The organism is Halomonas cerina, from assembly GCF_014192215.1.
GTDB classification, from domain to species: domain Bacteria; phylum Pseudomonadota; class Gammaproteobacteria; order Pseudomonadales; family Halomonadaceae; genus Halomonas; species Halomonas cerina.
On sequence record NZ_JACHXP010000030.1, the window covers coordinates 1 to 24,682 of the forward strand.

Genomic DNA, 24,682 nt, shown 5'->3' on the forward strand with positions numbered 1-24,682 from the left:
CGTGGTCGGAGATCTCGTAGCGTCCTGCCATGGGTCACCTATGCTGCTGCGGCATAGGTGACATTAGCAAATTAGGGTTTTCGGACAAAGCCTAGTATACAAGCATGGATTGGGAATGCCCGATCGGCAAGGGGCCTCGGCGAATGCGTCGGAGCCTTTTGTTGTCTGGGGCACTGGCCAAGCTTCCCGCGAGCAGAGCAGCAGGCTGCTGCCTTACACAAGCACCCATATGTAGAGGAAAAGGCGCTTTCTTTTCACAAGGTTTTTCATATATCAATTTCGTTCATTTCTCCTTACACAGTCCACTCGCTCTGCGGGGCATGAGGGGGCCGTTGGGCGTACCGTCCACCAGGAAGAGTCGGATGCTGCGTCCTTGCGTCATACCGCCTCCGTTTGTGTGATTTCAGTTGGGGCCGGTGAGCCCGCCGGCGGCTGCCAGCCCCGCACGTCGATCTTGCCGGTGACGGCAGCGGAGATCAGGGCGGAACGGCGTTCTTGGAGAAATTCGACAGTATCACTGGCTAAGTCCAGTTGCTCTTCAATCCCATTCAATATCACCATTATTTCTGCAACGATTTGGCGCTGTTCCGACCACGGCGGGAGAGAAATCTTGAGATTCTTTATTGATGCTTTGGATAGATTATTTGCAAGCCCCTCGGCCCCATTAATTGACAGCTCGATCTGACGCCGAAGCGGAACACTACCGAGAGACAGCGCAATAAACTCGGGGCACACCCCCTGGCTGACCACGAGCCTAAAAAGCTTGTCAGACAGCATTAGCTTTGGCCTTGTTAATTTCACATATGCCGCTGATCCGATCAATTCTGGCGAGCCGCTGGCCCGGCACATAAGTAGATCACCGGCCACGACCTCTATATTACTTTTTGGCTCGACCCCATCTGGTAAGGTTTTATTCTCAGCATCTCGGTAAACTCCATTATTTACGGCCCCAGCCTTAAGGACTCCCCACATGCCTTCATCTGCTGGAAAATTAAAGCATTCGGGACTCCACCCCTGCTCAATCGTCTGAAGGGCCCGGCGTAGAGATGCAACATTCCAGTGCGCCGGCACCTCGCCCAACCACTCAACACCGGAGTCCTTCATCGTCACATCAGGGTTCAGCCCCTTGGTGACGGCATGGGAGATCACCGTCTGGCGCTTCTCCTTGAGCAGCTCGATCAGGCGCTGCTGCTCCTCCACTAAGGTGTCGATGCGAGAGGTTTCGTGATCCAGAAAAGCAGATACTTTCACCTGTTCATCACGTGTTGGTAGAACAACCATTCTTGTTCCCATCGTAGACAATGGGATTCGAGAGCGTGTAGAACCTGTTGACAGTAGACCTGCATCTGCCTCTGCACCGGCTGACAACTGATATGCCAAAAAACCAGGGAGTACTCGCGTAGTATCCAGCCTGAACCTGAAACAGTCGGCTTTAACCATTGCTGGGGCAATACTGCATGGAGCAACACATGCCCGCCCTACTACGTTGTTATCATCACCCAGGCCAGCAACAAGGAGATCGCCACCAACTACATCGCTCTTAGATATTTCCTGATAATAATAGTCAGCATCGATATAGGCTGCATCTTCTCCATTGAAGAAATTTTTCTTAATGTTTTGCAGCCGAATGACACGCACACCGCTATCACGATAATGCTCTGACTTTATCGCTGATCCGAATGGGCCATCACATTTCTCATATGATATTCGGCTGAGCTTTAGCTTTTCCCAATGCGCCGGCACCTCTCCCAGCCATTCGATCCCGGAGTCTTTGTATTCAGGATAGGGGGAAAAGCGCCTCATCAGTCCTCTCCTTGGGCCAGGTTCAGCGTATAGAACTCATGCAATTTGGCTTCCAGCAGCGCCTTGTCCGGTAGCCGAGTCTGGTATTCGGCGATCAGGGCCGGTGACAATGAGCGGTTGAGGGCGTACTCCACCACCTCATCATCCTTGCTGGCGCAGAGCAGAACACCGATGGCGGGATTCTCGTGGGGCTTGCGCTCATCCTGATCCAGCGCTTCCAGATAAAAGCCCAGCTTGCCTAGATACTCCGGTTCGAAGCGCCCCACCTTGAGCTCAACGGCCACCAGACAGTTCAAGCCTCGATGAAAGAACAGCAGATCCAGCGCAAAGTCTCGACCGCCCACCTGCAATGGATACTCGGAACCGACGAAGCAGAAATCTCGACCCAACTCGATTAGAAATTCTTTGAGCTTGAGCAGCAATCCTTTATGTAGATCCGCTTCGGCATGGCTATCCGGCAGGTTTAAAAACTCGACCATATAGGCATCCCGAAACACCCCGAGCGCCTCAGGATGGTTATGGGTAACGGCATGGGTGGCCTTGGCCGGATTCAACATGCTACGCTCGAATAATGCCGACTTGAATTGGCGCTCCAGCTCGCGGCTCGACCATTTTTCCTGGATAGCCATACGCAGATAAAATTCACGCTCTTCCGAGCGCTTCGCTTGGCTGAGAATGATAAGATTATGCGTCCAAGGTAATTGTGTCAGCAGTGCTGACACTCTTTCATTGTCGCGGTAAGTCTCGTAAAACTGGCGCATACGAAAGAGGTTTCTTCGCGTAAATCCCCGCAGCCCGGGTTGGGTGCGCGCCAGGTAATCGGCCAGTTGTGTGACCACGGCATCACCCCATTCGGCCCGCTCCAGCTTGTGGCTGATAAAGGCACCCACTTGCCAGTAAAGATCGATCAGCTGTGTATTGACCGCCTTGACCACCTGGCGGCGAGCCGCCTGGATCAGTGCCACCACGGCATCGAAGCTGCCATCTTCCGGCGGTTGGGGAGCACTGGGTTGGCTCATGCCGACAGCTCCTCGATCATCTGCTTGATCCGGTCGGTGCAGGCCTTGAGGTCGGCGTCGATCTCATCCAGCGGGCGCGGCGGGGTGAATTTATAGAAGTGCCGGTTGAAGGGAATCTCGAAGCCAACGATACCGATGCGGCCATCCAGCGGGTCACGCTTCTCCTCGTCGATCCAGGCGTCGGGGACGTGGGGTTTCACCTCACGCTCGAAATAATCGAAGACCGACTCCCCCAGCGGCACGTTCTCGTTATCACGCAGGCCGCTGTCGGGCTTGGGGTTGCCCTTCTTGTCCAGGCAGATATCGGCGTCCGGGTCGCGCTCGGAGAGGGCGTTGAGAATGGCCTTATGTACCGGGGCACCGATTTTCAGTCCTTCTGCCTTCAGCGCGGCCTTCAGCGCCTTGGTAAAGGCGTCGCGGTTGGTATAGCGCTGCATCGGCTCCAAGGAGGCGCAGGCGGCCTTGATGGCCTCGCTCTCGCCCTCCTCGAGCTTCTGGATCGACTTCTCTTCGCCGAGCCGGGCCAGGCGCTCAGGAGAGGCCTGGAAGTTGAGGCGCAGCGGTCGCTCTACGGTGATGCGACGGTAGCCGAAAGCCTCTATCGGGAAGCGCTTGCTCTCCTCGCTCTCCTGGAAGGCGCCGTAGAGGCGGACGATCTCCTCGATGTCGCGATCGGCCACGAACTGGCGCTTACTGCCCAGCGACTTGCGCATCTTGCTGGCTCGGCCGGTAGCGTTGATCAGCTGCACCTGGCCGCGGCGCTCGGCTGGCTTGTGATTCGAGAGGATCCAAACGTAGGTGGCGATGCCGGTATTGTAGAACAGGTCAGTGGGAAGGCCGATAATGGCCTCCACCAGGTCGTGCTGCAGCAGGTAGCGGCGGATCTCGGACTCGCCGCTCCCGGCGCCCCCGGTGAACAGCGGCGAGCCGTTGAGGATGATGCCGATGCGCGAGCCGCCCTCCTGGCGGGAGCGCATCTTGCTCACCAGGTGCATCAAGAACAGCAGCGAGCCGTCGGAGACCCGCGGCAGACCGGGACCGAAGCGGCCATCGTAGCCCTTCTGCTTGTGCTCGGTGGCAACCTCTTTCTGTACCTTCTTCCACTCCACACCGAACGGCGGGTTGGAGAGCATGTAGTCGAACTGCTCGGCGGGGAGCTGGTCGTCATTGAGTGTATTGCCGAGCTTGATCTGCTTCACCGCCTGGCCCTTGATCAGCATGTCGGCCTTGCAGATGGCGTAGGACTCTGGGTTGAGCTCCTGTCCGTGCAGCGAGACGGTGACGTCGCGGCTGACCTGCTGGATGTACTCGTCACTCTCGGAGAGGAAGCCGCCGGTGCCCGCGGTGGGGTCGTAGACGGTGACGATGCCGTGGGGGCGCAGCTTCTCCTCCTGGCCGGTGAGCACTAGCGAGGTGGTCAGGTGGACGATGTCGCGCGGGGTGAAGTGCTCCCCTGCCGTCTCGTTGGAGCTCTCGGCGAACTTGCGGATCAGCTCCTCGAACACCAGGCCCATGCCGTAGTTGGTCAGGCGCTGCGGGCTCATGTCGATGGCGGCGAAACGCTGCACCACCTGGTAGAGCAGGTTGCTGGCCCCGAGCTGCTGGACGAAGCCCTCGAACTCGAAGTGCTCGAAGATCTCCCGGGCGTCCTGGCTGAACGACTGCACGTAGCTCATCAGGTCGTCAGCGGTCTGGGTGTCGGAGAGGGTGCCCAGAGTCAGCTTTGATGCGTTGAAGAAAGGTTGCGCCGCCGCGCGCAGCAACAGCTTCTCGCGTACCGCCTCGGGCTTGGCCTGGTGAGCGTGGGCCGCAGCCAGCACCTCGGCCTTGGTCGGCTCCAGCACGCACTCCAGACGCCGCAACAGGGTGAAGGGCAGGATGATGCGGCCGTACTGCGACTGCTTGAAATCGCCGCGCAGCAGGTCCGCCACGGACCAGATGAAGGCCGCCAGCTGAGAGTGACTCTCCGTGTTCACGATGCTTCCCCGCGTTCTTGGTACTGAGGGTAGAAATGCGACCCATCATACACAGCGAGCGGGAAGCCACGAAGTCGGCACGGACACGGGAAATGTCACTCGACGCGGCACAGCGTCAGTTCGGTTGCTGGTCCTTCGGAGACTGGTGACGAGACTGGTCAGGGGCATTTTCGCTAATCAGGGCCGGCTTGCCGTACTGCCAGCCACGTCACGAAGCGCGATGCGTCAGGTCGTGAAAGTGTATGCCGGTCGCCTTGATCACGGCGGTCATGGTGCGCAGGGTAGGGTTGCCCTTGGGTGATAGTGCCCGGTACAAGCTCTCGCGTGAGACCTTGGCACGTTCGGCCACGGCAGCCATGCCACCCTGGGCTTCCACCACATGACGCAGGGCCAACAGAAAGGCAGACTCTCCACCCTCCTCGTCCAGCTCATCAGAGGCGGTGCGCAGGTAATCGAGCACCATGTCAGGTTGACATCCTCCTCTCCCTCAACGTCTTGGGACGTTGCCGCCTGCGGTGGAAAGGAAGAGGATTCCTACGGCGCTCAGGCGCAGCCTACGGCTGCCCCTGAGTCGCTTCGGTGGGTTCCTGCTGCTGGCGGCCTTGCTGCACCGCTCACTTCACAGGCTAACCGGGCGTGCCCCGCCCTTAACACATTGATTGCGCCGACATGATCGGCATTAGCCTCGAAGCCGCATTCGACACAGGCGAAGCGTGCCTGGCTGCGTCGATTCTCCGCAGCCACGTGCCCGCATTCAGGGCAGGTGCGACTGGTGTTCTGTGCCGGCACCACCACCAGATGCGCCCCGCGCCAGGCCAGCTTGTAGTCGAGCTGGCGCCGGAACTCGAACCAGCCCTGGTCGAGAATCGAGCGATTGAGCCCTGACTTGGCTCGCACGTTGCGACCCGGCTGCTCGACGCTGCCGCTGGCCGAGCGCGACATGTTGCCCACCTGCAGGTCTTCCAGCACCACGAGCGCGTGACTTTGGCTGATCGTGGCGGAAGCCTTGTGCAGGGTGTCGCGCCGGGCATTGGCGATTCGCGCCTGGAGCTTCTGGACGCGGGCCTTGGCCTTCTTCCAGTTGTTGCTGAACCTGGTCTTGCGACTCAGGGACCGCTGCGCCTTGCGCAGCGCTGCCTGATGCGTCTTGAAACTGTTGAGCGGTGCGAGGTGGGCACCATCCGAGAGTGTGGCAAACCGCGTAACGCCCATGTCGATACCGACCGCTCCGCCCTTAGGCGACGGCACGTCGACCTCGCGCTCGGTCTGGATCGAGACGAACCACCGCCCGCCGGACTGGCTGACGGTGACGTTTTTCACCGTGCCCAGCACCTCACGGCTCTTGCGGAAGCGCAGCCAGCCGAGCTTGGGCAGGTAGAGGCGGCGGTTGCCCTGGTCGAGCTTGATCTGTTTCGGATCGGGATAGCGAAAGCTGTCGCGACGGCCCTTCTTCTTGAATCGCGGCAAGTCCGCTCGCTTGGCAAAGAAGTTGGCGTAGGCGCGTTCCAGGTCTTTCAGCGATTGCTGGAGCGGGTGGATGGGCGCGCCCTTGAGCCACAGTGTTTCGGTGCTGTTGCGCCAGCCGGTAAGCTCCTTGCACAACGCCGCATAGCCCAGTTTCTTTTCGCCTGCCTCAAACCGTGCATTCTGCAACGCTAATCCTCGGTTGAAGACGAAGCGCGCCATGCCGGCGAACTGGCGCATCTTGCGCACCTGTTCGCCGTTCGGCATCAACTCATATTTGAAGGCTTGGAGGCGTTGCATACCGATCCTATAACTGTCGTTACGTCCAGTATTGTAGGCCACCTTCGGCGCCCGCGCTTTCCTTCCCCGCACTAAAAGTACGGGGCATGTCGCGCATTTTGGTCATCGCGCAGCATCTCGATAACAGCGGTGTCGTGGCTTTTCATGTACGGGCTCTCCTTCGGTGGTCCGCCAACGATGCTTGTATTCGAGGGTCTCGGCCACGGCGGCACGCAGGCTATCCAGCATTTCCTGGGTATCGGGGGAGAGCTGGGTCATAAGCGTGGAGGTGAGGCGACAGGCAATGGTGGGCCCAGCTGGACTCGAACCAGCGACCAAGGGATTATGAGTCCCCTGCTCTAACCAACTGAGCTATAGGCCCTTCCCGGGAGGTGGCGCCGAATGGCGCGCGCCTATGATAGCGAATGCCGATGAGCGAGGCCAGCACCCTGGGCAATGCCGGCCACGCCCGCGGGCCTCAGCCGCTGGTCATCTCCAGGATGGTGTAGGGCGCCTCGCAGGCGTGGCGCTCGTCACGCTCGTCCACCGTGCCGAGCCCCAGGTGGCGGTCGTTGTCGTAGGCCACGAACAGCCGGTCGTGATCCAGTACGGCCAGTCCCTCCGCCTTATGCTCGAACTCCAGCGGTAGGCCCTCGGGCGTGGTGACCAGGGTCGGCCGGGCTCCGGCGTGGAAGTCATCGAGGCTCATCTCCCACAGGTAGCCGCCGATATGCACCTCGCCGCCCTGCTCGACCTCGAAGCTGGTGAGCAGGTAGAGCCGCGCATGGTAGGGGTCGTACTCCAGACTGGAGAGGCCGCACGCGAAACGCACACCCGGGTGATGGCCGGGGTCGAAGGCGTAGCACTCGCGCATCGCGTCGATAAGTACCAGATTGCCGCTGTCGCTGATCTGGTAGTGGGCTCCCACCAGGCGGCTGACATAGGTGAAGTCGTCGTGGGCCTGGCCCTGCTCGCGGATGCCGAACAGCAGCAGGCCGTCGCCGTGCTTCCCGGGGATCGCGGCGAGTCCCTCGATCTTGTAGTAGGGAAAGCCGATGGCGGCGTTGAGCTTGTCGCGCAGCTCCAGCGAGCCCTCTACCCCGTCGCGGGGATCGGGGTCGACCACCTGCACCTTCTGCGGCTCGCCCAGCGGCCAGATCAGCAGGTGGTTGTAGTCATTCAGGGCATGACTTGCGTCGTCGATGCGATCGAAGCCGGTGGTGGCTAGTACGTGGCGGCCGTCGGCGGTGAGCGCGAAATCCTCGTACTTCACGGCCTGCTTGATCAGCGGCTCGGTGAAGTAGCGCAGGCGGGTATCATCGGGCCCTTCGGGTGTCAGGGGCAGCGCGAAGACGGCGGAACGCTCCTCGCCGGGTATCGGCTTATCGCTGGCCATCAGCAGCCGCTGGCCGTCGAAGGCCACGGCGGAGACCTCGGCGTTGACGAGCCTGCCCCGGTCGTCACGCAGGCCGGCGGGGAAACAGTGGACGGTGCCTTGCTGGAGGATTCGGGCATGCAGCATGATCGCGATCTCCCGGACAGGATGTCTTCCTGTCTTCCACCCTACTACGCCCTCCCCCGCGAGGGCACGCCCGAACCAGCGTGCCCTCAGCCCAGGGTCTCGCTGACGGACCGCGGTTCTCCCCTTCCCCCCGGCTCGAGGATCTCGCGGGCCAGCTCACGCCCCGCCGGCAGCAGGCGCAGCGACTCTCCGGCGCGCACGATCAGGTGTCGCTCGCAACTGCGTTCGACCACTCGCTGCGCCTTGGTATCGTCCCAGTGCAGGTGCTCGCGCAGGGCCCGGGTAACGTTCTCCTCCGACTGCTCGGGGCTGGCTTCGTGGTTGTAGAGGTGCACGGCCAGGGTACGGATCTCGTTGAGGCGATGCTGGCCACGCCGGCGCAGCCACTGGGCGACGATGCCGTAGCGTGGGCCCGCCAGGAAGGCCAGCAACAAAAAGACGCCGGTCATCACCGCCATCATGCCGCCGATGGAGACATTCCACACCACCGCCAGGGTGTAGCCGGACACGCTCGAGGCGATCGACACCGCCATGCCATAGAGGAACATCAGCCACAGGCGGTCGGTGAGCAGGTAGGCGGTGGCCGGCGGCACGATCACGAAGGCCACGAAGAGCACCGCGCCCACGGCGTCGAAGGCCGCCACCGCGGTGCCGCTGGTCAGCAGCAGCAAGACATAGAACAGCAGGCCCGGTGCCAGACCCAGTGCCTTGGCCAGTGCCTCGTCGAAGGTGGCGAGCTTGAGCTCCTTGTAGAACAAGGTGACGAAGGCGCCGTTGAGCAGCGTCATGGCGCCCATCGAGAGCAGCGACTGGGGAATGCGATAGTCACCGAGGGTCACGGTATCGAGCCACACGAAGCCGATCTCGCCGAGCAGCACGGTGTGGGTATCGATATGCACGTCGCGGGCATAGAGATTGAGCAGCAGCACGCCGATGGAGAACAGCACCGGGAACACCAGGCCGATGGCGGCATCCTCCTTGACCCGCCGGGTACGCACCAGCAGCTCGGTCAGGAAGACGGTGAGCACGCCGGTCAGGGCCGCGCCGAGGATCTGCAGCGGGCCGCTCTGCTGGTGGGTCAGCAGCCACACCACGACGATACCGAAGACGATGGAGTGGCCGATGGCATCGGAGAGCATGCTGGTGCCGCGCAGCACCAGGAAGGTCCCCACCAGCGAGGAGGCGATCCCCACCAGGGCCCCGACCAGCATGATCTGCAACGGCACATTGTCGAGCAGGGCGTCAAGCATCAGGTCTCCTCCTGCCCCAGGCGGTCGAGCACCCGCTCGGCCTCGGCGATGCCCGCCGAGGTCAGTACCCAGCGGCGGGGTGGGCCGGGTTCGTCCGGCGGCCCGGGTCGCCATTCGGCGAGGCCGCGGCGCGCCAGCTGGCGCAGCACGCCGCGCGTGCGCAGGCCATGATAGGTGTCCAGCATCCCCTGTTCGGAGGGAAAGCCCGGGTCGTCATGGTGCATGGCCAGGCGATACAGGGTGGTCAGCACCTGCTGGTAGCGCAACCGGCGGCGGGCGTGCCAGCGCCGTACCGCCTCCCAGGCGAAGCCACGCTCGGGGGCCAGGGTCAACGAGACCAGCACCACGGCGGAGACGCTGAGGATGATCAGCGGGCCGGTGGCGAGCCCCCGGGACAGGGCGCTGAGCAGCGCGCCGAAGATGCCGCCAGCCACGCCGATCAGCGCCGCCAGCAGCACCATGCCCTCCAGGCGATGGCTCCACTGGCGGGCCGCCACCGCCGGGGCGATCACCATCGCCGCCATCAGCACCACCCCGACCATCTGCAGGCCGACCACCACCGCCAGCGCCACCATCACCGTCAGCAGCGTCTCGAGCCACACCACCGGCAACCCCAGGGAGGCGGCGAACTCGGCGTCGAAAGAGACCAGCTTGAACTCCTTCCACAGCGCCGCCACCAATGTCAGGGCGATGAGGGTGATGCCCCCCATGATCCACAGATCGGAGCGTAGCGTGGCCGCGGCCTGGCCGAACAGGAAGGCATCCAGCCCGCCCTGGGAGGCGTTGTTCATGCCCTGGATGTGGGTCAGCAGTACCACCCCCATGGCGAAGAAGGTGCTCAGGGTGATGCCCAGGCCGGCGTCGGTCTTGAGCCGGCTCAGTCGCGTGAGCATCAGCATCACCAGCGCCGCCAGCGCCCCGGTCAGCAGCGCCCCGGCCAGGATGCTGCCGATGTCCCGGGTGCCGGCGATGATGAAGCCCAGACAGACCCCCGGCAGGGCTGCATGGGACATGGTGTCGCCGAGCAGGCTCTGGCGGCGCAGCACCGCGAAGCTGCCCAATACCCCGCTGACCAACCCCAGCAGCGCCGCCCCGGCGACGACGTTCTGGATGGTGTAGTCCTGGAGCATCTCGGCCAGGGTCATCGCGGCGCCTCCGCGGCCCTGGCCGCGTCGTTGCGCTCCACGAAGGCGGCCTCATCGAGCAACGCGATCTGCCCGCCGTAAGCGCGCTTGAGGTTGTCGGCGGTATACACCTCGCGCACCGGCCCTTGGGCGATGACCCGCACGTTGAGGATCAACAGCCAGTCGAAATAGCTGCGCACCGTCTGCAGGTCATGGTGCACCACGATCACCGTCTTGCCCTCGTCACGCAGGCGCCGCAGGATATCGACGATGGCCCGCTCGGTGGTGGCATCGACCCCGGCCATGGGTTCGTCGAGGAAGTAGACATCGGCCTGCTGCACCAGCGCCCGGGCCAGGAACACCCGCTGCTGCTGGCCCCCGGAGAGCTGGCTGATCTGGCGCCCGGCATAGTCCTGCATGCCGACCAACTCCAGGGCGGCCATGGCCTCCTCGCGTTCGCGACGCCCGGGGCGCCTGAGCCACCCGAGCCGGCCGTAGAGCCCCATGGTCACCACGTCCAGGGCGGTGGTGGGGAAGTCCCAGTCGACGCTGGAGCGCTGCGGCACATACCCCACGCGGCGACGCTGGGCTTTGTAGGGGCGGCCATGCAGGGTGACGTGACCCGCCACCGTGGGCACCAGTCCCAGCACGCTTTTGATCAGGGTGCTCTTGCCGGCGCCGTTGGGACCGACGATGCCGGCCATTACCCCGGGGGGCACGTCGAAGTCGATGTCCCACAGCACCGGCTTGCTGTGGTAGCTGACGGTCAGGTCCTCGACGTGCAGGGCAAGCTTCGGTTCATGCAGCGACTGAGTCATGAGGCCTTCCTGTTTCTGACGGGCAGCGCCCGGCTGCCCTCGATACGGCTAGCGGGTAGCGATGTCCCATTGTGTGGCCCAGTCGGCCAGCGCCGCGGGCAGGGCGGGGGGCGTGCCGCCCAGGGCTTCGACGATGTGGCGAGTGTTGGTATACAGCATGCCGATGTAGGTGCCATCAGCGGTGCCGGCCTCGCCCATGGCGTCGGAATAGAGCTCCCCGCCGATCTCGACCGCGTGTCCCCGCTGGCGGGCGGCATCGATCACCGCCTGGACGGTGCGCGGGTTGATGGTGCTCTCGATGAACACCGCCGGCACCTGGCGCTCGACCACCACTTCGGTCATCTCGCGGATGTCGGCCACGCCGGTCTCGGTCTCGGTGCTGATGCCCTGGATGCCGGCCACCTCGATGCCGTAGGCCCGACCGTAGTAGTTGAAGGCATCGTGGGCGGTGACCAGGATGCGCTGCTCCTCGGGAATGGTGGCGATGCTCTCGCCGATCCAGGCGTGCAACGCTTCGAGCTTCGCGGCATAGCGTTCGGCATTGGTGCGGATCGTCGCCTCACACTCGGGACGCTGCGCGATGAACGCTTCGGCGAGGGTGGGAATGGTCTTCGCCCACAGCGACACGTCCATCCACAGGTGGGGGTCGATGCCGTAGACATCCTGGACGGTGATTAGGTCGGCCGTGTCGATGGAAGCCGGCGCCACCGCGACGGTGGGCGTAATCTCGGCGAAGCGTCCCAGCACCTCGCCAAGCTGCCCCTCCAGCGAGTAGCCCGAGTAGAAGATCTGCTCGGCCTGCTGCAGGGTGGCCACATCACGGGCGCTGGCCTGGTAGAGGTGGGGGTCGACCCCGGGCCCCATGATCGCCGTGACCTCGGCACACTCGCCTCCCACCTCCCCGGCCACATCGGCGATCATGCCGATCGTGGTCACGCTGGTCACGGGCGACGACTGGGCCATGGCCCAGGGTGCTGCCATCGAGAGCGAGGCCACAAACCCCGCCGTCAGACGTCTGATGCTCATCGTGGTGCTCCCTTTGTGCGGTACGGTCGAGCCGACGATACGTCAAAAGTATAGCATCTGCTATACATTGAAGCTCATCCCGGCACAGGGAAAATCACCTCGCGGCAGACCCGTCGCGGTGAGGATCGGTCAGCGGATCAGTCGTTCGGGGTCTCTGCCAGGAAACGCTCGAAGGCCGCCAGGGTCTCGGCACTGACATGATGTTCGATGCCCTCGGCGTCCAGGCGGGCGGTCTCGCTGCCCACCCCAAGCTTGAGCAGGCAGGCCTCGACGATGCGGTGTCGGCGCCGGCTCTCCGCGGCCAGTCGCTCCCCCGCCCCGGTTAGACGCACGCCCCGGTAGGGGCGCTTGACGATCAGCCCATCGTCGGCCAGGCGGCCCAGCATGCGGGCCACGGTGGGCTGGGCGACACCGAGCCGTCGGGCGATGTCGGTCTGGCGCGCCTCGCCCACATCGGCGACCAGATCCGAGATCAGTTCCACGTAGTCCTCGACCAGCTCGGTGCGCCGAGCATGGCGGGCCTTGCGAAAGCCACGCATCTGGCGCTCCGCGGCGATCAGGGTCGAGCCGACATCGTCAGGGGCGGCGGTCATGGCAGGCGGCAAGCCTCGCTGGCGGTAAGCGGGTGGTAAAAGAACTCCCATGATGCCTGGCCGGGACACTGATGCAAGCGCTCCGACCTGCCAGGCGTTACCGTCCGTTACCTTTTCGGCCGAACCGACCCCGCCGCACAGACACTAACGAAGGGCACGACGTCCCCGGGGCTGGAAGGCATGGCCCCTCTGCCAGCCCCGCAACAGAGGACCCCAGGATGATCCCACCAAGGAGAGACACGATGACCCTCGACAGACCCCTCGTCACCGCCCTGCTCGCTGCCACCCTTTGCGCCGGCGGCCTGGCCGTCAGCCAGGCGGCCCAGGCCGAGAGCCAGGGCCTCTACTCCGCCAGCGAGCTGCTCGACGCCGATGTCTACACCCGCCAATCGTCCGATGGCGAGATCGGCGAGGTGGAGGACGTGCTGCTCGACAACGATATGCGGGTGCGCGCCCTGGTCATCGACACCGGCCAATTACTGGACATGCAGGGCCAGCAGCAGTACGTGGTCGAGACCGGTAAGTTCACCGTCGAGACCCGCCAAGGCGACAGCCTCGACACCCTCGAGTACCGGATCACCCTTGACCTCACCGAGGACGAGCTCGCCCGTCAGCCCGAGTACACCGACACCTGGTGGAACGCGGCCACACAGAGCCTGCAGCAGGCCTGGGCCGAGACACGTGAGGGCGCCGCCAGCGCCTGGGAGACCACTCAGGAAGGCGCCTCGCAGGCCATGGATCGCATCGGCCAGGCCCTGGAGCGGGTCGGCAAGCAGGTCCAGGAAGCCTCCGACCAGTAACCTCTTGTCGCAAGATGCAGGGCCCGGTCGACGACCGGGTCCTGGCGTCATGCCCATCACGATGCACTCGCCGCCTTCTCGTCTGTGACCAGCACCTCCGAGCACCTGGCCGGCCATTTGCCTTGATGGCCCGGCATTCAGGACAATAGCGCCTTCCGTTTCCGCTATCTGCAAGGATGCCCGCCGATGCTCGCCGATCTCTTCGCCGTAATGGCCCCCGTGCTCGCCGGTGCCGGGCTCGGCTTCGGCTGGGTGCGTCTCGGCCATGACTACCCGGTCGCCTTCGTCACCCGGCTGGTGTTCAACATCGGCACCCCGGCCTTGGTGCTGGCCTCGCTGTCCGGTGCCGAAATCGATGCCGGCAGCTTCGGGCGCACCGTGCTGGCCACGGCGCTGGTGCTCTGTGCCATGGCAGGCGTGGCTTTTCTGCTGGCCCGGCTGCTGGGTCGCGACTGGCGGGTCATGCTGGCGCCCACCATGTACCCCAACACCGGCAACATGGGCCTGCCGGTGGTGCTCTACGCTTTCGGCCAAGCCGGCTTCGCCTATGGCATCACGGTGATGGTCACCGTCTCGCTGTTCCAGTTCACCCTGGGCACCGTGCTGGCCAGTCGCGGCAACCCATTGACATCGCTGGCGAAGACCCCGGTGGTTTACGCCATCCTGATTGCCCTGGTGCTGCTACTCACCGATACCGCGCTGCCCCGCTGGCTGGCCAATAGCGTCGATCTGATCTCGGGTTTCACGGTGCCATTGATGCTGATCACCCTGGGCGTCTCGCTGGCCAGCATCCAGGTCAGGAGTCTCTCTTCCGGCGTCGGCTTCAGCCTGCTGCGCATTCCGGTCGCCGCGGCCGTCGCCTGGGGAGTGGGCACCCTGCTGGACCTACCGCCCCTGGCGCTGTCCATCCTGGTGCTGCAGATGAGCATGCCGGTGGCGGTGTTCAACTACCTCTTCGCCCAGCGTGCCCGGCGCGAGCCAGCGTACGTGGCGAGCCTGGTGTTCTGCTCCACCCTGCTGTCGCTGGTCTACCTGCCGATCCTGCTGGCGCTGCTGATGTAGCCGCCTCGCCTCGGGAGGTCTAGGGTGAGGAACATCAGCGGCGACATCCGGGAGATCGCGATGACCACTACACGCCAGTTGCTTGCCGTGACCCTGATGGCCGGGGTGCTATCGATATCCTCGGCAGGGGCAGGGGAGCTTATCGCGCCGCGTATCGACACCGACCACCACACGCTGCGCCTGGAGCGGATCGCCTCGGGCCTCACTCATCCCTGGGCATCCGCCGAACTGCCGGACGGCCGCTGGCTGGTGACCGAGCGGGCGGGGCGTGTGGCCCGGATCGACGCCGACGGGGCCGTCACGCGCCTGGCGGGTGTTCCCGAGGTCTCGGCCCGTGGCCAGGGCGGACTGCTCGATATTGCCCTGCATCCCGACTACGGCCGCGGTGACGGTGCGCATGACTGGGTCTACTTCACCTGGAGCCAGCCCGGTGAGGGCGGCACCGCCACCACCCTCTCGCGGGGCCGCCTCGAGGACAACGCCTTGGTCGACGTGGAGCAGCTCTTCGTCCAGAACCGCTTCTCGACGCCGGGCCGCCACTACGGCTCGCGGATCGCCTGGCTCCCCGACGGCACCCTGCTGATGAGCGTCGGCGAGCGAGGCATGAATCCCAAGCGAGCCCAGGACGGCAGCGATCATGCCGGCAGCTTCCTGCGTCTTACCGCCGAGGGCGAGGCGCCCCCCGACAACCCCTTCGTCGATGACCCGACGATGCTCGACGAGCTCTTCACCCTGGGCAACCGCAACCCCCAAGGGCTCACCGTGGCCGCGGACGGCACCGCCTGGTCCACCGAGCATGGCCCGCGCACCGGTGACGAGCTCAATCGGCTCGAGGCCGGCGTCAACTACGGCTGGCCGGAGGTCACCCTGGGGCGCGACTACGCCACCAATCTGCCCATCGGACGCAACAGCGCCCCGGGCATGCGCGATCCGGTGTATGTCTTCGAGGGGCGCTTCGCCCCCTCGGGGCTGGCCGCGGTGAATGGCGAGGCCTTCCCCGCCTGGCGCGGACACCTGCTGGCCGGGGGCCTGGCGAGCGAGAAGCTGGTGCGCCTGGCCCTCGACGGCAACACCGTGGTCGAGCACGAGGTTGTCCTCGACGGGGAGATCGGCCGCATCCGCGACGTCCGCCTGGGCCGTGACGGCATGCTCTATCTGCTCAATGACGAGGCCCCGGGTGGGCTCTTTCGCCTGTCACCCGCCGACCGGCAAGCTCCCTGAGACATGGGAATCTCCCCAGTCGCGCCCGCCGGCCCTGGCCTCGGTGGCGGGATCGAGGACGGGGTCGGCAGTGGGCCGCCATGCCATGTACAATTCATGTCCAAGAAAGTTGTCATGCCGTTGAACGCACCCCTGGCATTATCTCTGGCATTACAAGGCCAAACGGCCACACTGAGGGACATTGCGACCTGTTTTCACTAGAGCATTATGATGGATTCCACCCACCAAGGAGGCACAGGCATGTTCAAGAAGATCATGGTGCCGGTCGACCTGGCCCACATCGAACTGATCGAGCCTTCGCTCAAGGCGTCGGCCGACCTGGCGCGTCACTACGACGCCGAGGTCTGCTACGTCGGCGTCACGGCCACGACCCCGGGCAGCGTGGCCCGCACGCCTGAGGAGTATGCACAGAAGCTCGAGGCCTTCGCCCAGAAGCGGGCCAAGGTCCACGGCCAGCCGGTCAGCACCCGGACCATCACCACCCCCGACCCCATCGCCGACCTCGACAACGTGCTGATCGAGGCCATCGACGACGTGGGAGCCGACCTGGTGGTCATGCCGACCCACCCGCCCAGGCACCTGGACGCCGTGGTCCCCGCCCATGGCGGCAAGGTGGCGTCCCACACCACGGCCTCGGTCTTCCTGGTCCGGCTCGCGGCCGAGACCAAGAAATGAGCCGACACCACTTCGCAACCCACGACACCACGACCGCAAGGGAGACGACTAGTGGCTAACGACCCCAAAAACGCGCAGGCCCAGGAGCCGACTGCCGGCTCCGAGGGCATCCCGGCCCCGGAAGGGCCAGCGAATCTCATCGACACCGACTACGTCATCGGCCAGGACAACATTGCCACCACCAAGCTAGGGGTGAGTCTCGACCTCCACGGCAAGGTGTTCACCGTGTCCTCGCTGGTGATCCTGTTCTTCGTGATCATCACCCTGGCCCTGCAAAACCAGGTCGAGCCCATCTTCAACGCCATGTTCAGCTTCCTGACCGGGAACCTGGCCTGGTTCTTCCTGCTGGCGGCCAATATCTTCGTGGTCCTCTCCATCGTGCTGATCTTCACTCCCCTGGCAAAGGTCAGGATCGGCGGCATGCATGCCACGCCGGATTTCAGCTACCTGGGCTGGTTCTCCATGCTGTTCGCAGCCGGCATGGGCATCGGCCTGATGTTCTACGGGGTCTCCGAGCCGATCACGCATTTCGACACCGCCCTTGGCGGCGTTGCCTCGGAGAATGGTGCCCGCACCGACTGGGCGCCGCTGGGTGCCGCCGCGGGCGACCAGGAAGGCGCCATTTCGCTGGGCATGGCCGCCACCATCTTCCACTGGGGCCTGCACCCCTGGGGCATCTATGCCGTGGTGGCCCTGGCCCTGGCGCTGTTCTCCTATAACAAGGGCCTGCCGCTGACCATGCGCTCGATCTTCTACCCGATCCTGGGTGAGCGGGTCTGGGGCTGGCCGGGGCATGTCATCGACATCCTCGCCGTCTTCGCCACCCTGTTCGGTCTGGCCACCTCGCTGGGGCTGGGCGCCACCCAGGCCACGGCGGGACTCAGCTATCTGTTCGGCACCCCCAACACCAATGTCACCATGGTCCTGCTGATCATGGGCATCACCGCCGTGGCGCTGGGCTCGGTGGTCCTCGGCGTCGAAAAGGGGGTGCAGCGCCTCTCGCAGCTCAATATGGTGCTGGCCGGCCTGCTGCTGTTCTTCGTGATCGCCGTGGGCCCGACCCTGATGATCGTCACCGGCTTCTTCGAGAACCTGCTCTCGTACGCCGTGAACCTGCCGGCGCTGTCCAATCCCTTCGGCCGTGAGGACGCCAACTTCAGCCAGGGCTGGACAGCCTTCTACTGGGCCTGGTGGATCGCCTGGTCGCCCTTCGTCGGCATGTTCATCGCCCGGGTCAGCCGCGGGCGCACGGTCCGCGAGTTCCTGGTCGCCGTATTGCTGGTGCCCTCCATCGTCTCGGTGCTGTGGATGACCTCCTTCGGTGGCACCGCCATCGACCAGGCCGTCAACCAGGGCTTCGAAGGCGTCCGGGAGGCGGCCCTCGAGCTACAGCTGTTCGTGATGCTCGGTCAGCTGCCGTGGACGGCCATCACCTCCTTCGTGGCCATCGTGCTGGTGATGGTATTCTTCATCACCTCCTCAGACTCCGGCTCGCTGGTGATCGACTCCATCACCGCCGGCGGCAAGGTGGATGCCCCCAAGCCGCAGCGTATCTTCTGGGCCATCATCGAGGGGGCGGTCGCCATCGCGCTGCTGCTGGGCGGCGGCCTGACCGCGCTGCAGACCGCGGTGATCACCACCGGCCTGCCCTTCACTCTGGTGCTGCTGGCGGCCTGCTACGCTATCGTCAAGGGCCTGATGAGCGAGCCCAGGACCTGACCCGGTACCTGCCAACGACGATGAGGGCGGCCTGCGGGCCGCCCTTCTCATGCCTGGGCTCAGCTCCAGAGCTCGCCCACCGGGGTCGCCGGATCAAAATGGGTGGCGATCTGCGCCTGGAGCAGCTCGGCGGTCGCCAGGGCATCGATCAGGGCATGGTGGCCCGAGTAGACCGGCAGGCCATAGCGTGCTCGGCTGTCGTAGAGGCGAATGGAGGCCGGAGGGCGGCCGAGCCAGCGCCTGAAGCGCGCCAGCAGCGACTGGCGGTGCCGGCGCGCCTCCAGCGACATGGTATCGATCACCGGAAACAGCAGCCCCTCGCCCAGCCTCGCCTTCACCCCGGCATCCAGGAAGGGCCGCTCGATATGCCGGAAGTGGACCACCGCCAGCCGCCCGGCGAGCCCGGCGACGAGTCCCTCGAGGATCTCCTCCAGGTCGGGGGCCTGGGCGATGTCCGAGTGGGTGATGTGGTGGAAAGCCACCGACGCCTCACTCAACGGCCTGGGCGGCCGCACGACCCAGTAGCGCCGCTCGTGCAGCGCGATGCGCGCCAGGGTAAAGGGCACCAGGCCGATACTGACGATGGCATGGCGTCGCTCGTCGAGGCCGGTGGTCTCCATGTCCAGCGCCACCAGCGGCGCCTCGCCGATCGGCGTGTCCGGGGCCGGGCAGCCGGCGGTGAAGAAGCGGGCCAGGCGAGGATCCCGGACCGCGGCGGCCCGCTCTGAAAGGTACTCGGGCCAGCCGGGGATGGCTGGCGCCTTGCCAGGGCGGATCCGCCGCATCTCAGTGTGACCGCGACGGCATGGGGTAGCGAAACTTGAGGAACTTCTGGGCGTTACTCAGCACCTGGAAGGCATCCTTGAGGTTGTGACGCTCGGTATCGGAGACGTTCTCGGGCTCGATGTTGTTGTCGGGGGGGCGCTCGTGCTTGATGTCGATCACCTGATGACGGATGCGCGCCATCGAGAGGAACTCCAGGGCATAACGCAGCCGGTCACCCACCCCCGGAGCCAGCAACTGGGTGCGGTCGATGTCATCCAGGCGATCGAAGCTGTTCTGGGCCCGAGAGCCGCAGGCCAGGGCATGGACGCGGATCAGGTCGACCATGGGGGCGGTGCCCCGGCGCTTGAGATTGATGATGTTGTTGTGCTTGCCGTCCTTTTCCATCACGAAGGTGCGGAAGAAGCCCAGCGGCGGCGTCCGGTTCAGGGCATTGCGGGCCATGGCGGCCAGGAAGCGCGGATGCCTGGCCGCCTCGCTGGCCACCAGATCCTGCAGCTGCTCGACCAGCATGTTATCCCCATAGACGCTGTCCAGGTCGAAGAAGATCGAGCTGTGCAGCAGCCGCTCCGGCGTGGGGTCGAGGATCCAGTCGCGGAAATAGCGTTTCCATACCGCCAGCGGTTGTCGCCACTGGGGATTGGTGGCCATGATGTCGCCCTTGCAGTAGGCATAGCCGCACGCCGCCAGGCCATCGCTGAGCCGCTGTGCCAGCGTGAGAAAGTAGTCGTCGTGGCGGGCCGGGTCGAAGTCGTCAGATAGCACCAGGGCATTGTCCTGGTCGGTGACGATGGACTGTTCGTTGCGGGCCATGGAACCCAGGGCCATCAGGCAATAGGGCACCGGCGGCGGCCCCAGCTCCTGCTCGGCCAGCTCCAGCAGTCGGCGCGAGACGCTGCGTCCGATGGTGGAAAGCGCGCTGCCGACCATCTGCGAGTCGGCGCCATCCTCGATCATCCGCACGAAGGCCTCATGCACGTCGGGGGTCAGGCGAGCGAGCCCCTCGCTGCTGGACTGGTGGAAGATGTTGCTGACCAGGTAAAGGCTCGAATGGGTCTCGTAGCGGATGATATCGGAAAGGTGGACGATGCCAACCGGCGAGCGACGATGCATGACCGGCAGGTGATGGATGTTGTTGCGCAGCATGCAAAGCATGGCCTCGTGGACCGACTCGTCGGACTGGATGGCCACCAATCGGCCGCCGATCACCTCCCCCACCGGGGTGTCGGCCGGGCGCCCCTCGGCCACCACCCGGTTGCGGAAGTCGCTGTCGGTGAGGATCCCCCGGACCTGCCAGGCCCGCCCCTCGCTGTCCCGGAAGGTGTAGCGAGGATTGTCGCCCGGCGCGTCGAGCACCAGCACCGCCGAGGCCTGGTAGTCGGTGATCAGGCGAGCCGCCTCCTGGACCGTGGTGGTGGCCTCCACCATCACCGGGTAGCGGGTGACCAGCTTGCGCACCCGGGTGATCATCATGTCGTTCTGCTTCTTCTGCTGTTCGACCGCCGTCTCGAGCCGGGGACGCGCGACCTCGACGAAGTCGGCAAAGTGCTCGTCGGCTTCGCAGAGCTGGTGGAAGACCGCCTCGGGAATGAAGTAGAGCAGGGTGTCTTCCAGCGCCTTGGCGGGAAAGCGGGTGCGCCGGTGCCGCAGCAGGCTGAAGTGGCCGAAGATGTCGCCCTCACCCAGCCGGTTGTAGAGCTCTCCCCCCCGCCGGTAGACCTCGACCGCCCCGCTGCGGATGTAGTAGAGCTCATGGACTTCCTGGTCGAGGACCAGGATGTCGCTGCCGGCCTTGAAGTAGGCCACCTCGACCTTACCCGCGACCTCGTCGAGCAGTTCGTCCGAGAGGTGATCGAAGGGCGGGAAGCGCCCCATGTGCTGGCGAATCTCCAGCAGTTCCACATCCATTTCCGCTCTCCCGACAGCGAGGTGATGCGCTGCCAGTCTGATATGGCCTGTCGGACCTGTAAAGCCGGGTCAAGAACGAGGAATCGGAACGCTACGGGAGCCGCGATGATTTGGCAACGGGCTGCTGGCGCTGGAGACGGCCATCGCCGGCCAGGGCGCCCTGCTCGGCAGTCGGGATCTACACCAGGCGAAGCTGTGTGCCGGAAAGTTGTCGGTGTTGGCCGATTGTCCTCTGAACTGTGATCAGACTTACTACGTGGTTAGTGCGGGCGCAGGCCTGGAGCGACCGATCGCCGGACAGTTTCGTGAATGGTTGCTGGATGAGCCAATATGCTCTAATCCAGGCTAGCCAGTCACGCCGCGCAGGTCTAGGGCAGGGTAGTCGGGCGCAATGAACAGCCGCCCCATGATGCCTTCTGCGTAGGCCGCACGACGTATGCCCGGCCGCTCGGCCAGCGCCTCCAGCAAGTCGACCAGGCTCGGCAAGCGCTCCCAGGGAAGCGCACGATAGGGGTCATCGACGGGGTAGAGCTGCATCCAGCGCACCAGACACGCCAGGTAAGGATCGAGCACGCTGGACCCTTCCTCGAGCAGCCAGGGCTCCCGACCATGTTCGCAGAGCGATTCCAACTGCATGAGATGAGCCACAAGACGTGGCCGTAGTGCATCGCGCAGCCGCTGGGCATCCTCCGCTCGAGGCGCATAGCGTGGCGTGTAGAAGCAGAGCCGAAGCTCGGCGTGGACGGTGTTGGAGAGAAAGAATAGCCAGGCCAGCAGACGACCGCGGCCTGCCGGTTCTGCAAAGCGTGCGGCGTGGCAGCGCTCGGCAAGGTGCAAGAGGATGGCACCGGTCTCGAAGAGCGCCGTTCCATGGCGCTCATCCACCAGTACCGGCAACAGGCCCTGGGGGTTGAGCCGACGGAAGGCCGGGTCATCTAGTCCACCAGCGGCCCGGTCGATCCGCACCTCTCGATAGGGGATGCCTTCGCTCTCGAGTACCATGCGCACGACCAGGTTGGCGCTATCCGGCGAACAGTAGAGACGGTAGTCAGGCACCGTCCCGGTGCCGGTATCAAGGTCCATCAAGCTAGAGCTGCAAGGCATCTGGGGATTCGGGGTTGAGCGCTTTCGGGTCGTCGCGCCCCGGGTACCAGGGCACGCGGCCTTCGAGCACTCCCGTCGTCTCGATGATCTCCGCCACACTGTGCTCCTGGCGGTAGGCCATGATGTGCGCGCCGCTGACTCCCGGAATCTCGCGGATTTCGTGAAGCAGGTCCATGCACAGCCGCTTGCCTTCCTCCTTCTGGTTCTCGGCTCCCTCGAGCCGAGTGATCACCGCGTCAGGGATATGCACCCCGGGGACATTTTCGCGGATCCAGCGGGCGCTGCGTGCCGAGGCCAGCGGCCCGATTCCGGGCAGGATGAAGACGCGGTCGGGGCCTTCCAGCAGACCGAGGTCGTTCACCTTGAGCATGAAGTCGCGTAATCGCTCGATATCGAAGCAGTATTGGGTCTGGATAAACTGGGCACCGGCCGCCACCTTCTTGGCCAGGCGATGCGGTCGCCAGTCCAGCGGCGGAACGAAGGGATTCTCGGCCGCACCGAGAAAGATCCGCGGGGGCGTCTCGATGCGCCGCCCGCTCTCGAAGCGGTGCTCGTCGCGCATATTGCGGGCGATCTGCAGCAGCGATATGGAGTCGAGATCGAATACCGGCTTGGCCTGGGGATGGTCGCCGGCCTGCACACCGTCACCAGTCAGACACAGCAGGTTGCAGGCGCCCATGGCCGCTCCACCGAGGATCTCGCCTTGCATGGCGATGCGATTACGATCACGGCACGATATCTGCAGGATGGTGGCATAGCCGACCCGGGTCAGCAGCGAGCAGACCCCGGCGCTGGACATATGGCAGTTAGCACCAGAGCCATCCGTCGCGTTGATGGCATCGACGTAGCCATCGAAGATTGCCGCCCGCTTGAGCACCTCTGCCGGGTCGGCAGAGTCCGGCGGGTCGATCTCGCTGGTGATTGCGAACTTGCCCGCCCGCAGCACTCGCTCCAGTCGCCCGGGGGAGACATGGCCGGGCAGGATCGGCAGGGAGTAGCCCGGAACGGGCTCGTCATCGAACTTCATCTTGTTGTCTCTCTGTTGGCGGTTGAAGAGGAGGTAGTGTCCTGCTGGCGAACCACGCGAAGCCAGGACGAGCTTCCCGTGAGGCGATGGTCGACCGGCAACTGGACAGCGTGGATGAGATCGCCCTGCTTCATGCGACGACTTCCTTCCCAGGCATCGACCCAGACACACACCATGTCGGGTTTCACCTCGCAATGCCCATCGGCACGCACCCCGCCACAGGGACCGTTGCGCAGTGTCTTGGGGCAGTTCATGGGACAGGACATGCCGGTGGCAGAGAGAATGCACTGACCGCACATCCGGCAATCGAAAAGCGCCCCCTTGGCGGCCTTTTCCACCATCCTCACCGGCGCCTCGATGCGCTCGTGACCCAGTCGCCTCCACACTGGAGCGAGCCTGACCAGCACCGGCTCGAAGCGTCGGTAGATCATCTCGAAGACTCTGGAATGGCGAACCACCCAGCGACGCACCCTGTACATGATATGTTCCTTCTTTCGTCGAGGGGCACTGTCCTCACTCCGCCAGCGCCGCTGCTTCACCGCCTCATCCTCGATCGACTCAAGCCGACAGACTGGCTTCGAGCTGCTTGCGCAACAGGAACTTCTGGATTTTTCCCGTCGGGGTGGTCGGCAACGGCCCGAAGATCACCTTCTTGGGCACCTTGAAGCGGCTGATATTCTCCTTGCAGAAGCGGATCAAGGCGTCTTCGCTGAGCTCGCTACCGGGACGCAACTGGACGAAGGCCGCGGGCACTTCGCCCCACTTGGCGTCCATCATCGCCACGACCGCCGCGAGTTCGACGTCTTCATGGCGCTGAAGGATCTCCTCGACCTCCAGTGAGGAGATGTTTTCCCCGCCCGAGATGATCACGTCCTTCAGGCGGTCGCGAATCTTGATGTAGCCGTCCGCTTCCACCACGGCCAGGTCACCGGAGTGAAACCAGCCGCCGGCAAAGGCTTCCTGGGTGGCGGCTTCGTTACGCAGGTACCCCTTCATGACGATATTGCCCCGAAACATGATCTCGCCCACCGTCTCGCCGTCGGCAGGGACGGGCGCCAGCGTGGTCGGATCCAGCACCGCGATGCTTTCCTGCAGGGGATAGGTGACCCCCTGGCGTCCATTGAGCCGGACCCGCTCCTCCAGGGGGCGTTGGTCCCAGCCCTCCTGTTTGGCGCACACCGAGGCGGGGCCGTAGGTCTCGGTCAAGCCGTAGACGTGGGTGAGCTCGACACCGAGCTTCTCCATCCGCTCGAGCACGGACGCCGGCGGCGCCGCACCGGCGATCAGCCCCGACACTTTATGCTCGATCGGCTCCCCCGCGGCAATGGCAGCGTCGGCGATCATGGCGTGGACGATGGGCGCACCGCAGTAGTGGCTGACCCGATGCTGCCTGATCAGGCCCAGGATCACCTCTGGGTCGACCCGGCGTAGACAGACGTTGGTCCCGCCGATCGCCGCCAGCGTCCAGGGGAAGCACCACCCGTTGCAGTGAAACATCGGCAGGGTCCA

Annotated in this window: 22 protein-coding genes and 1 tRNA gene; 5 read left to right on the forward strand and 18 right to left on the reverse strand. The window is 64.4% G+C overall.

The features are described 5' to 3' along the window. Positions 1-378: 378 nt before the first annotated feature. The 12 genes from FHR94_RS18520 to mntR all read right to left on the reverse strand — a co-directional run bounded on the left by FHR94_RS18520 (position 379) and on the right by mntR (position 12,874). Positions 379-1,803 carry a restriction endonuclease subunit S gene (locus FHR94_RS18520; RefSeq protein ID WP_183328086.1) on the reverse strand — a complete coding sequence of 475 codons (1,425 nt, stop codon included), beginning with the start codon at positions 1,801-1,803 and terminating at the stop codon, positions 379-381. After that, positions 1,803-2,822: a PDDEXK nuclease domain-containing protein gene (locus tag FHR94_RS18525; RefSeq protein WP_183328088.1), complete on the reverse strand. Its 1,020-nt coding sequence runs from the start codon at positions 2,820-2,822 to the stop codon at positions 1,803-1,805. The genes FHR94_RS18520 and FHR94_RS18525 overlap by 1 nt, the downstream gene beginning before the upstream one ends. Further along, positions 2,819-4,798, reverse strand: coding sequence for an N-6 DNA methylase (locus tag FHR94_RS18530; RefSeq protein WP_183328090.1), 1,980 nt, complete (start codon positions 4,796-4,798; stop codon positions 2,819-2,821). The genes FHR94_RS18525 and FHR94_RS18530 overlap by 4 nt, the downstream gene beginning before the upstream one ends. Positions 4,799-5,006: 208 nt before the next feature. After that, positions 5,007-5,261, reverse strand: a complete 255-nt coding sequence (locus tag FHR94_RS18535) for an addiction module antidote protein (RefSeq protein ID WP_183328092.1) — start codon at positions 5,259-5,261, stop codon at positions 5,007-5,009. Between the two features lie 80 nt (positions 5,262-5,341). Further along, entirely contained in the window at positions 5,342-6,562 is a 1,221-nt protein-coding gene (locus FHR94_RS18540) for an RNA-guided endonuclease InsQ/TnpB family protein (RefSeq protein ID WP_183328094.1), read from the reverse strand. A 284-nt stretch (positions 6,563-6,846) separates the two neighbouring features. Next, positions 6,847-6,923 (reverse strand) — tRNA-Ile (locus FHR94_RS18545). Between the two features lie 96 nt (positions 6,924-7,019). Next, complete coding sequence (locus tag FHR94_RS18550; RefSeq protein ID WP_183328096.1) at positions 7,020-8,063, reverse strand: hypothetical protein; 1,044 nt, start codon at positions 8,061-8,063, stop codon at positions 7,020-7,022. Positions 8,064-8,149: 86 nt separating this feature from the next. Further along, entirely contained in the window at positions 8,150-9,313 is a 1,164-nt protein-coding gene (locus tag FHR94_RS18555; RefSeq protein ID WP_183328098.1) for a metal ABC transporter permease, read from the reverse strand. Further along, complete coding sequence (locus FHR94_RS18560) at positions 9,313-10,458, reverse strand: metal ABC transporter permease (RefSeq protein WP_183328100.1); 1,146 nt, start codon at positions 10,456-10,458, stop codon at positions 9,313-9,315. The genes FHR94_RS18555 and FHR94_RS18560 overlap by 1 nt, the downstream gene beginning before the upstream one ends. Next, positions 10,455-11,255: a metal ABC transporter ATP-binding protein gene (locus FHR94_RS18565; RefSeq protein ID WP_183328102.1), complete on the reverse strand. Its 801-nt coding sequence runs from the start codon at positions 11,253-11,255 to the stop codon at positions 10,455-10,457. The genes FHR94_RS18560 and FHR94_RS18565 overlap by 4 nt, the downstream gene beginning before the upstream one ends. A gap of 48 nt (positions 11,256-11,303) precedes the next feature. Further along, on the reverse strand, positions 11,304-12,281 hold the full coding sequence (locus tag FHR94_RS18570) for a metal ABC transporter solute-binding protein, Zn/Mn family (RefSeq protein WP_183328110.1): 978 nt from the start codon (positions 12,279-12,281) through the stop codon (positions 11,304-11,306). A gap of 137 nt (positions 12,282-12,418) precedes the next feature. After that, positions 12,419-12,874, reverse strand: a complete 456-nt coding sequence (gene mntR, locus FHR94_RS18575; protein WP_183328112.1) for a manganese-binding transcriptional regulator MntR — start codon at positions 12,872-12,874, stop codon at positions 12,419-12,421. Between the two features lie 242 nt (positions 12,875-13,116). On the opposite strand from mntR, the gene FHR94_RS18580 reads away from it, so the two are divergent. The 5 genes from FHR94_RS18580 to FHR94_RS18600 all read left to right on the forward strand — a co-directional run bounded on the left by FHR94_RS18580 (position 13,117) and on the right by FHR94_RS18600 (position 18,351). Next, positions 13,117-13,674, forward strand: a complete 558-nt coding sequence (locus FHR94_RS18580; protein ID WP_183328114.1) for a PRC-barrel domain-containing protein — start codon at positions 13,117-13,119, stop codon at positions 13,672-13,674. Between the two features lie 186 nt (positions 13,675-13,860). Then, the gene (locus tag FHR94_RS18585; RefSeq protein WP_183328116.1) at positions 13,861-14,736 is read left to right on the forward strand and encodes an AEC family transporter; all 876 of its coding nucleotides are present in this window, start codon (positions 13,861-13,863) and stop codon (positions 14,734-14,736) included. A gap of 60 nt (positions 14,737-14,796) precedes the next feature. Next, positions 14,797-15,957, forward strand: coding sequence for a PQQ-dependent sugar dehydrogenase (locus FHR94_RS18590; protein WP_183328118.1), 1,161 nt, complete (start codon positions 14,797-14,799; stop codon positions 15,955-15,957). A 240-nt stretch (positions 15,958-16,197) separates the two neighbouring features. Beyond that, positions 16,198-16,632, forward strand: a complete 435-nt coding sequence (locus FHR94_RS18595; RefSeq protein WP_183328120.1) for a universal stress protein — start codon at positions 16,198-16,200, stop codon at positions 16,630-16,632. Between the two features lie 51 nt (positions 16,633-16,683). After that, a complete protein-coding gene (locus tag FHR94_RS18600; RefSeq protein ID WP_183328122.1) occupies positions 16,684-18,351 on the forward strand; it encodes a BCCT family transporter in 1,668 nt (555 codons plus the stop codon). A 59-nt stretch (positions 18,352-18,410) separates the two neighbouring features. Here FHR94_RS18600 and FHR94_RS18605 read toward each other — a convergent pair whose 3' ends face one another. From FHR94_RS18605 to FHR94_RS18630, 6 genes are all read right to left on the reverse strand, one after another. Beyond that, positions 18,411-19,136 (reverse strand): 3'-5' exonuclease, encoded by a 726-nt coding sequence (locus FHR94_RS18605; protein WP_183328124.1) that lies wholly within the window; start codon positions 19,134-19,136, stop codon positions 18,411-18,413. A gap of 1 nt (position 19,137) precedes the next feature. Beyond that, entirely contained in the window at positions 19,138-21,042 is a 1,905-nt protein-coding gene (locus FHR94_RS18610) for a DUF294 nucleotidyltransferase-like domain-containing protein (protein ID WP_183328126.1), read from the reverse strand. Between the two features lie 345 nt (positions 21,043-21,387). After that, the gene (locus tag FHR94_RS18615) at positions 21,388-22,125 is read right to left on the reverse strand and encodes a glutathione S-transferase family protein (RefSeq protein WP_246390069.1); all 738 of its coding nucleotides are present in this window, start codon (positions 22,123-22,125) and stop codon (positions 21,388-21,390) included. 4 nt (positions 22,126-22,129) lie between these two features. Then, complete coding sequence (locus tag FHR94_RS18620; RefSeq protein ID WP_183328130.1) at positions 22,130-23,173, reverse strand: methylenetetrahydrofolate reductase; 1,044 nt, start codon at positions 23,171-23,173, stop codon at positions 22,130-22,132. Further along, positions 23,170-23,652 (reverse strand): methylenetetrahydrofolate reductase C-terminal domain-containing protein, encoded by a 483-nt coding sequence (locus FHR94_RS18625; protein ID WP_183328132.1) that lies wholly within the window; start codon positions 23,650-23,652, stop codon positions 23,170-23,172. Before FHR94_RS18625 ends, FHR94_RS18620 begins: the two co-directional genes overlap by 4 nt. 79 nt (positions 23,653-23,731) lie before the next feature. Next, the coding region (locus FHR94_RS18630; protein WP_183328134.1) for an AMP-binding protein at positions 23,732-24,682 on the reverse strand (951 nt) is incomplete at its 5' end.

Excerpts from the sequence above, each read along its gene's own strand:
- FHR94_RS18520 (WP_183328086.1), bottom strand. The coding sequence starts at position 1,803 with ATGAGGCGCTTTTCCCCCTATCCTGAATACAAAGACTCCGGGATCGAA.
- FHR94_RS18590 (WP_183328118.1), top strand. The coding sequence starts at position 14,797 with ATGACCACTACACGCCAGTTGCTTGCCGTGACCCTGATGGCCGGGGTG.
- FHR94_RS18550 (WP_183328096.1), bottom strand. The coding sequence starts at position 8,063 with ATGCTGCATGCCCGAATCCTCCAGCAAGGCACCGTCCACTGTTTCCCC.
- FHR94_RS18535 (WP_183328092.1), bottom strand. The coding sequence starts at position 5,261 with ATGGTGCTCGATTACCTGCGCACCGCCTCTGATGAGCTGGACGAGGAG.
- FHR94_RS18620 (WP_183328130.1), bottom strand. The coding sequence starts at position 23,173 with ATGAAGTTCGATGACGAGCCCGTTCCGGGCTACTCCCTGCCGATCCTG.
- FHR94_RS18565 (WP_183328102.1), bottom strand. The coding sequence starts at position 11,255 with ATGACTCAGTCGCTGCATGAACCGAAGCTTGCCCTGCACGTCGAGGAC.
- FHR94_RS18525 (WP_183328088.1), bottom strand. The coding sequence starts at position 2,822 with ATGAGCCAACCCAGTGCTCCCCAACCGCCGGAAGATGGCAGCTTCGAT.
- FHR94_RS18605 (WP_183328124.1), bottom strand. The coding sequence starts at position 19,136 with ATGCGGCGGATCCGCCCTGGCAAGGCGCCAGCCATCCCCGGCTGGCCC.
- FHR94_RS18570 (WP_183328110.1), bottom strand. The coding sequence starts at position 12,281 with ATGAGCATCAGACGTCTGACGGCGGGGTTTGTGGCCTCGCTCTCGATG.
- FHR94_RS18580 (WP_183328114.1), top strand. The coding sequence starts at position 13,117 with ATGACCCTCGACAGACCCCTCGTCACCGCCCTGCTCGCTGCCACCCTT.
- FHR94_RS18625 (WP_183328132.1), bottom strand. The coding sequence starts at position 23,652 with ATGTACAGGGTGCGTCGCTGGGTGGTTCGCCATTCCAGAGTCTTCGAG.
- FHR94_RS18560 (WP_183328100.1), bottom strand. The coding sequence starts at position 10,458 with ATGACCCTGGCCGAGATGCTCCAGGACTACACCATCCAGAACGTCGTC.
- FHR94_RS18595 (WP_183328120.1), top strand. The coding sequence starts at position 16,198 with ATGTTCAAGAAGATCATGGTGCCGGTCGACCTGGCCCACATCGAACTG.
- mntR (WP_183328112.1), bottom strand. The coding sequence starts at position 12,874 with ATGACCGCCGCCCCTGACGATGTCGGCTCGACCCTGATCGCCGCGGAG.
- FHR94_RS18555 (WP_183328098.1), bottom strand. The coding sequence starts at position 9,313 with ATGCTTGACGCCCTGCTCGACAATGTGCCGTTGCAGATCATGCTGGTC.
- FHR94_RS18615 (WP_246390069.1), bottom strand. The coding sequence starts at position 22,125 with ATGGACCTTGATACCGGCACCGGGACGGTGCCTGACTACCGTCTCTAC.
- FHR94_RS18585 (WP_183328116.1), top strand. The coding sequence starts at position 13,861 with ATGCTCGCCGATCTCTTCGCCGTAATGGCCCCCGTGCTCGCCGGTGCC.
- FHR94_RS18540 (WP_183328094.1), bottom strand. The coding sequence starts at position 6,562 with ATGCAACGCCTCCAAGCCTTCAAATATGAGTTGATGCCGAACGGCGAA.
- FHR94_RS18610 (WP_183328126.1), bottom strand. The coding sequence starts at position 21,042 with ATGGATGTGGAACTGCTGGAGATTCGCCAGCACATGGGGCGCTTCCCG.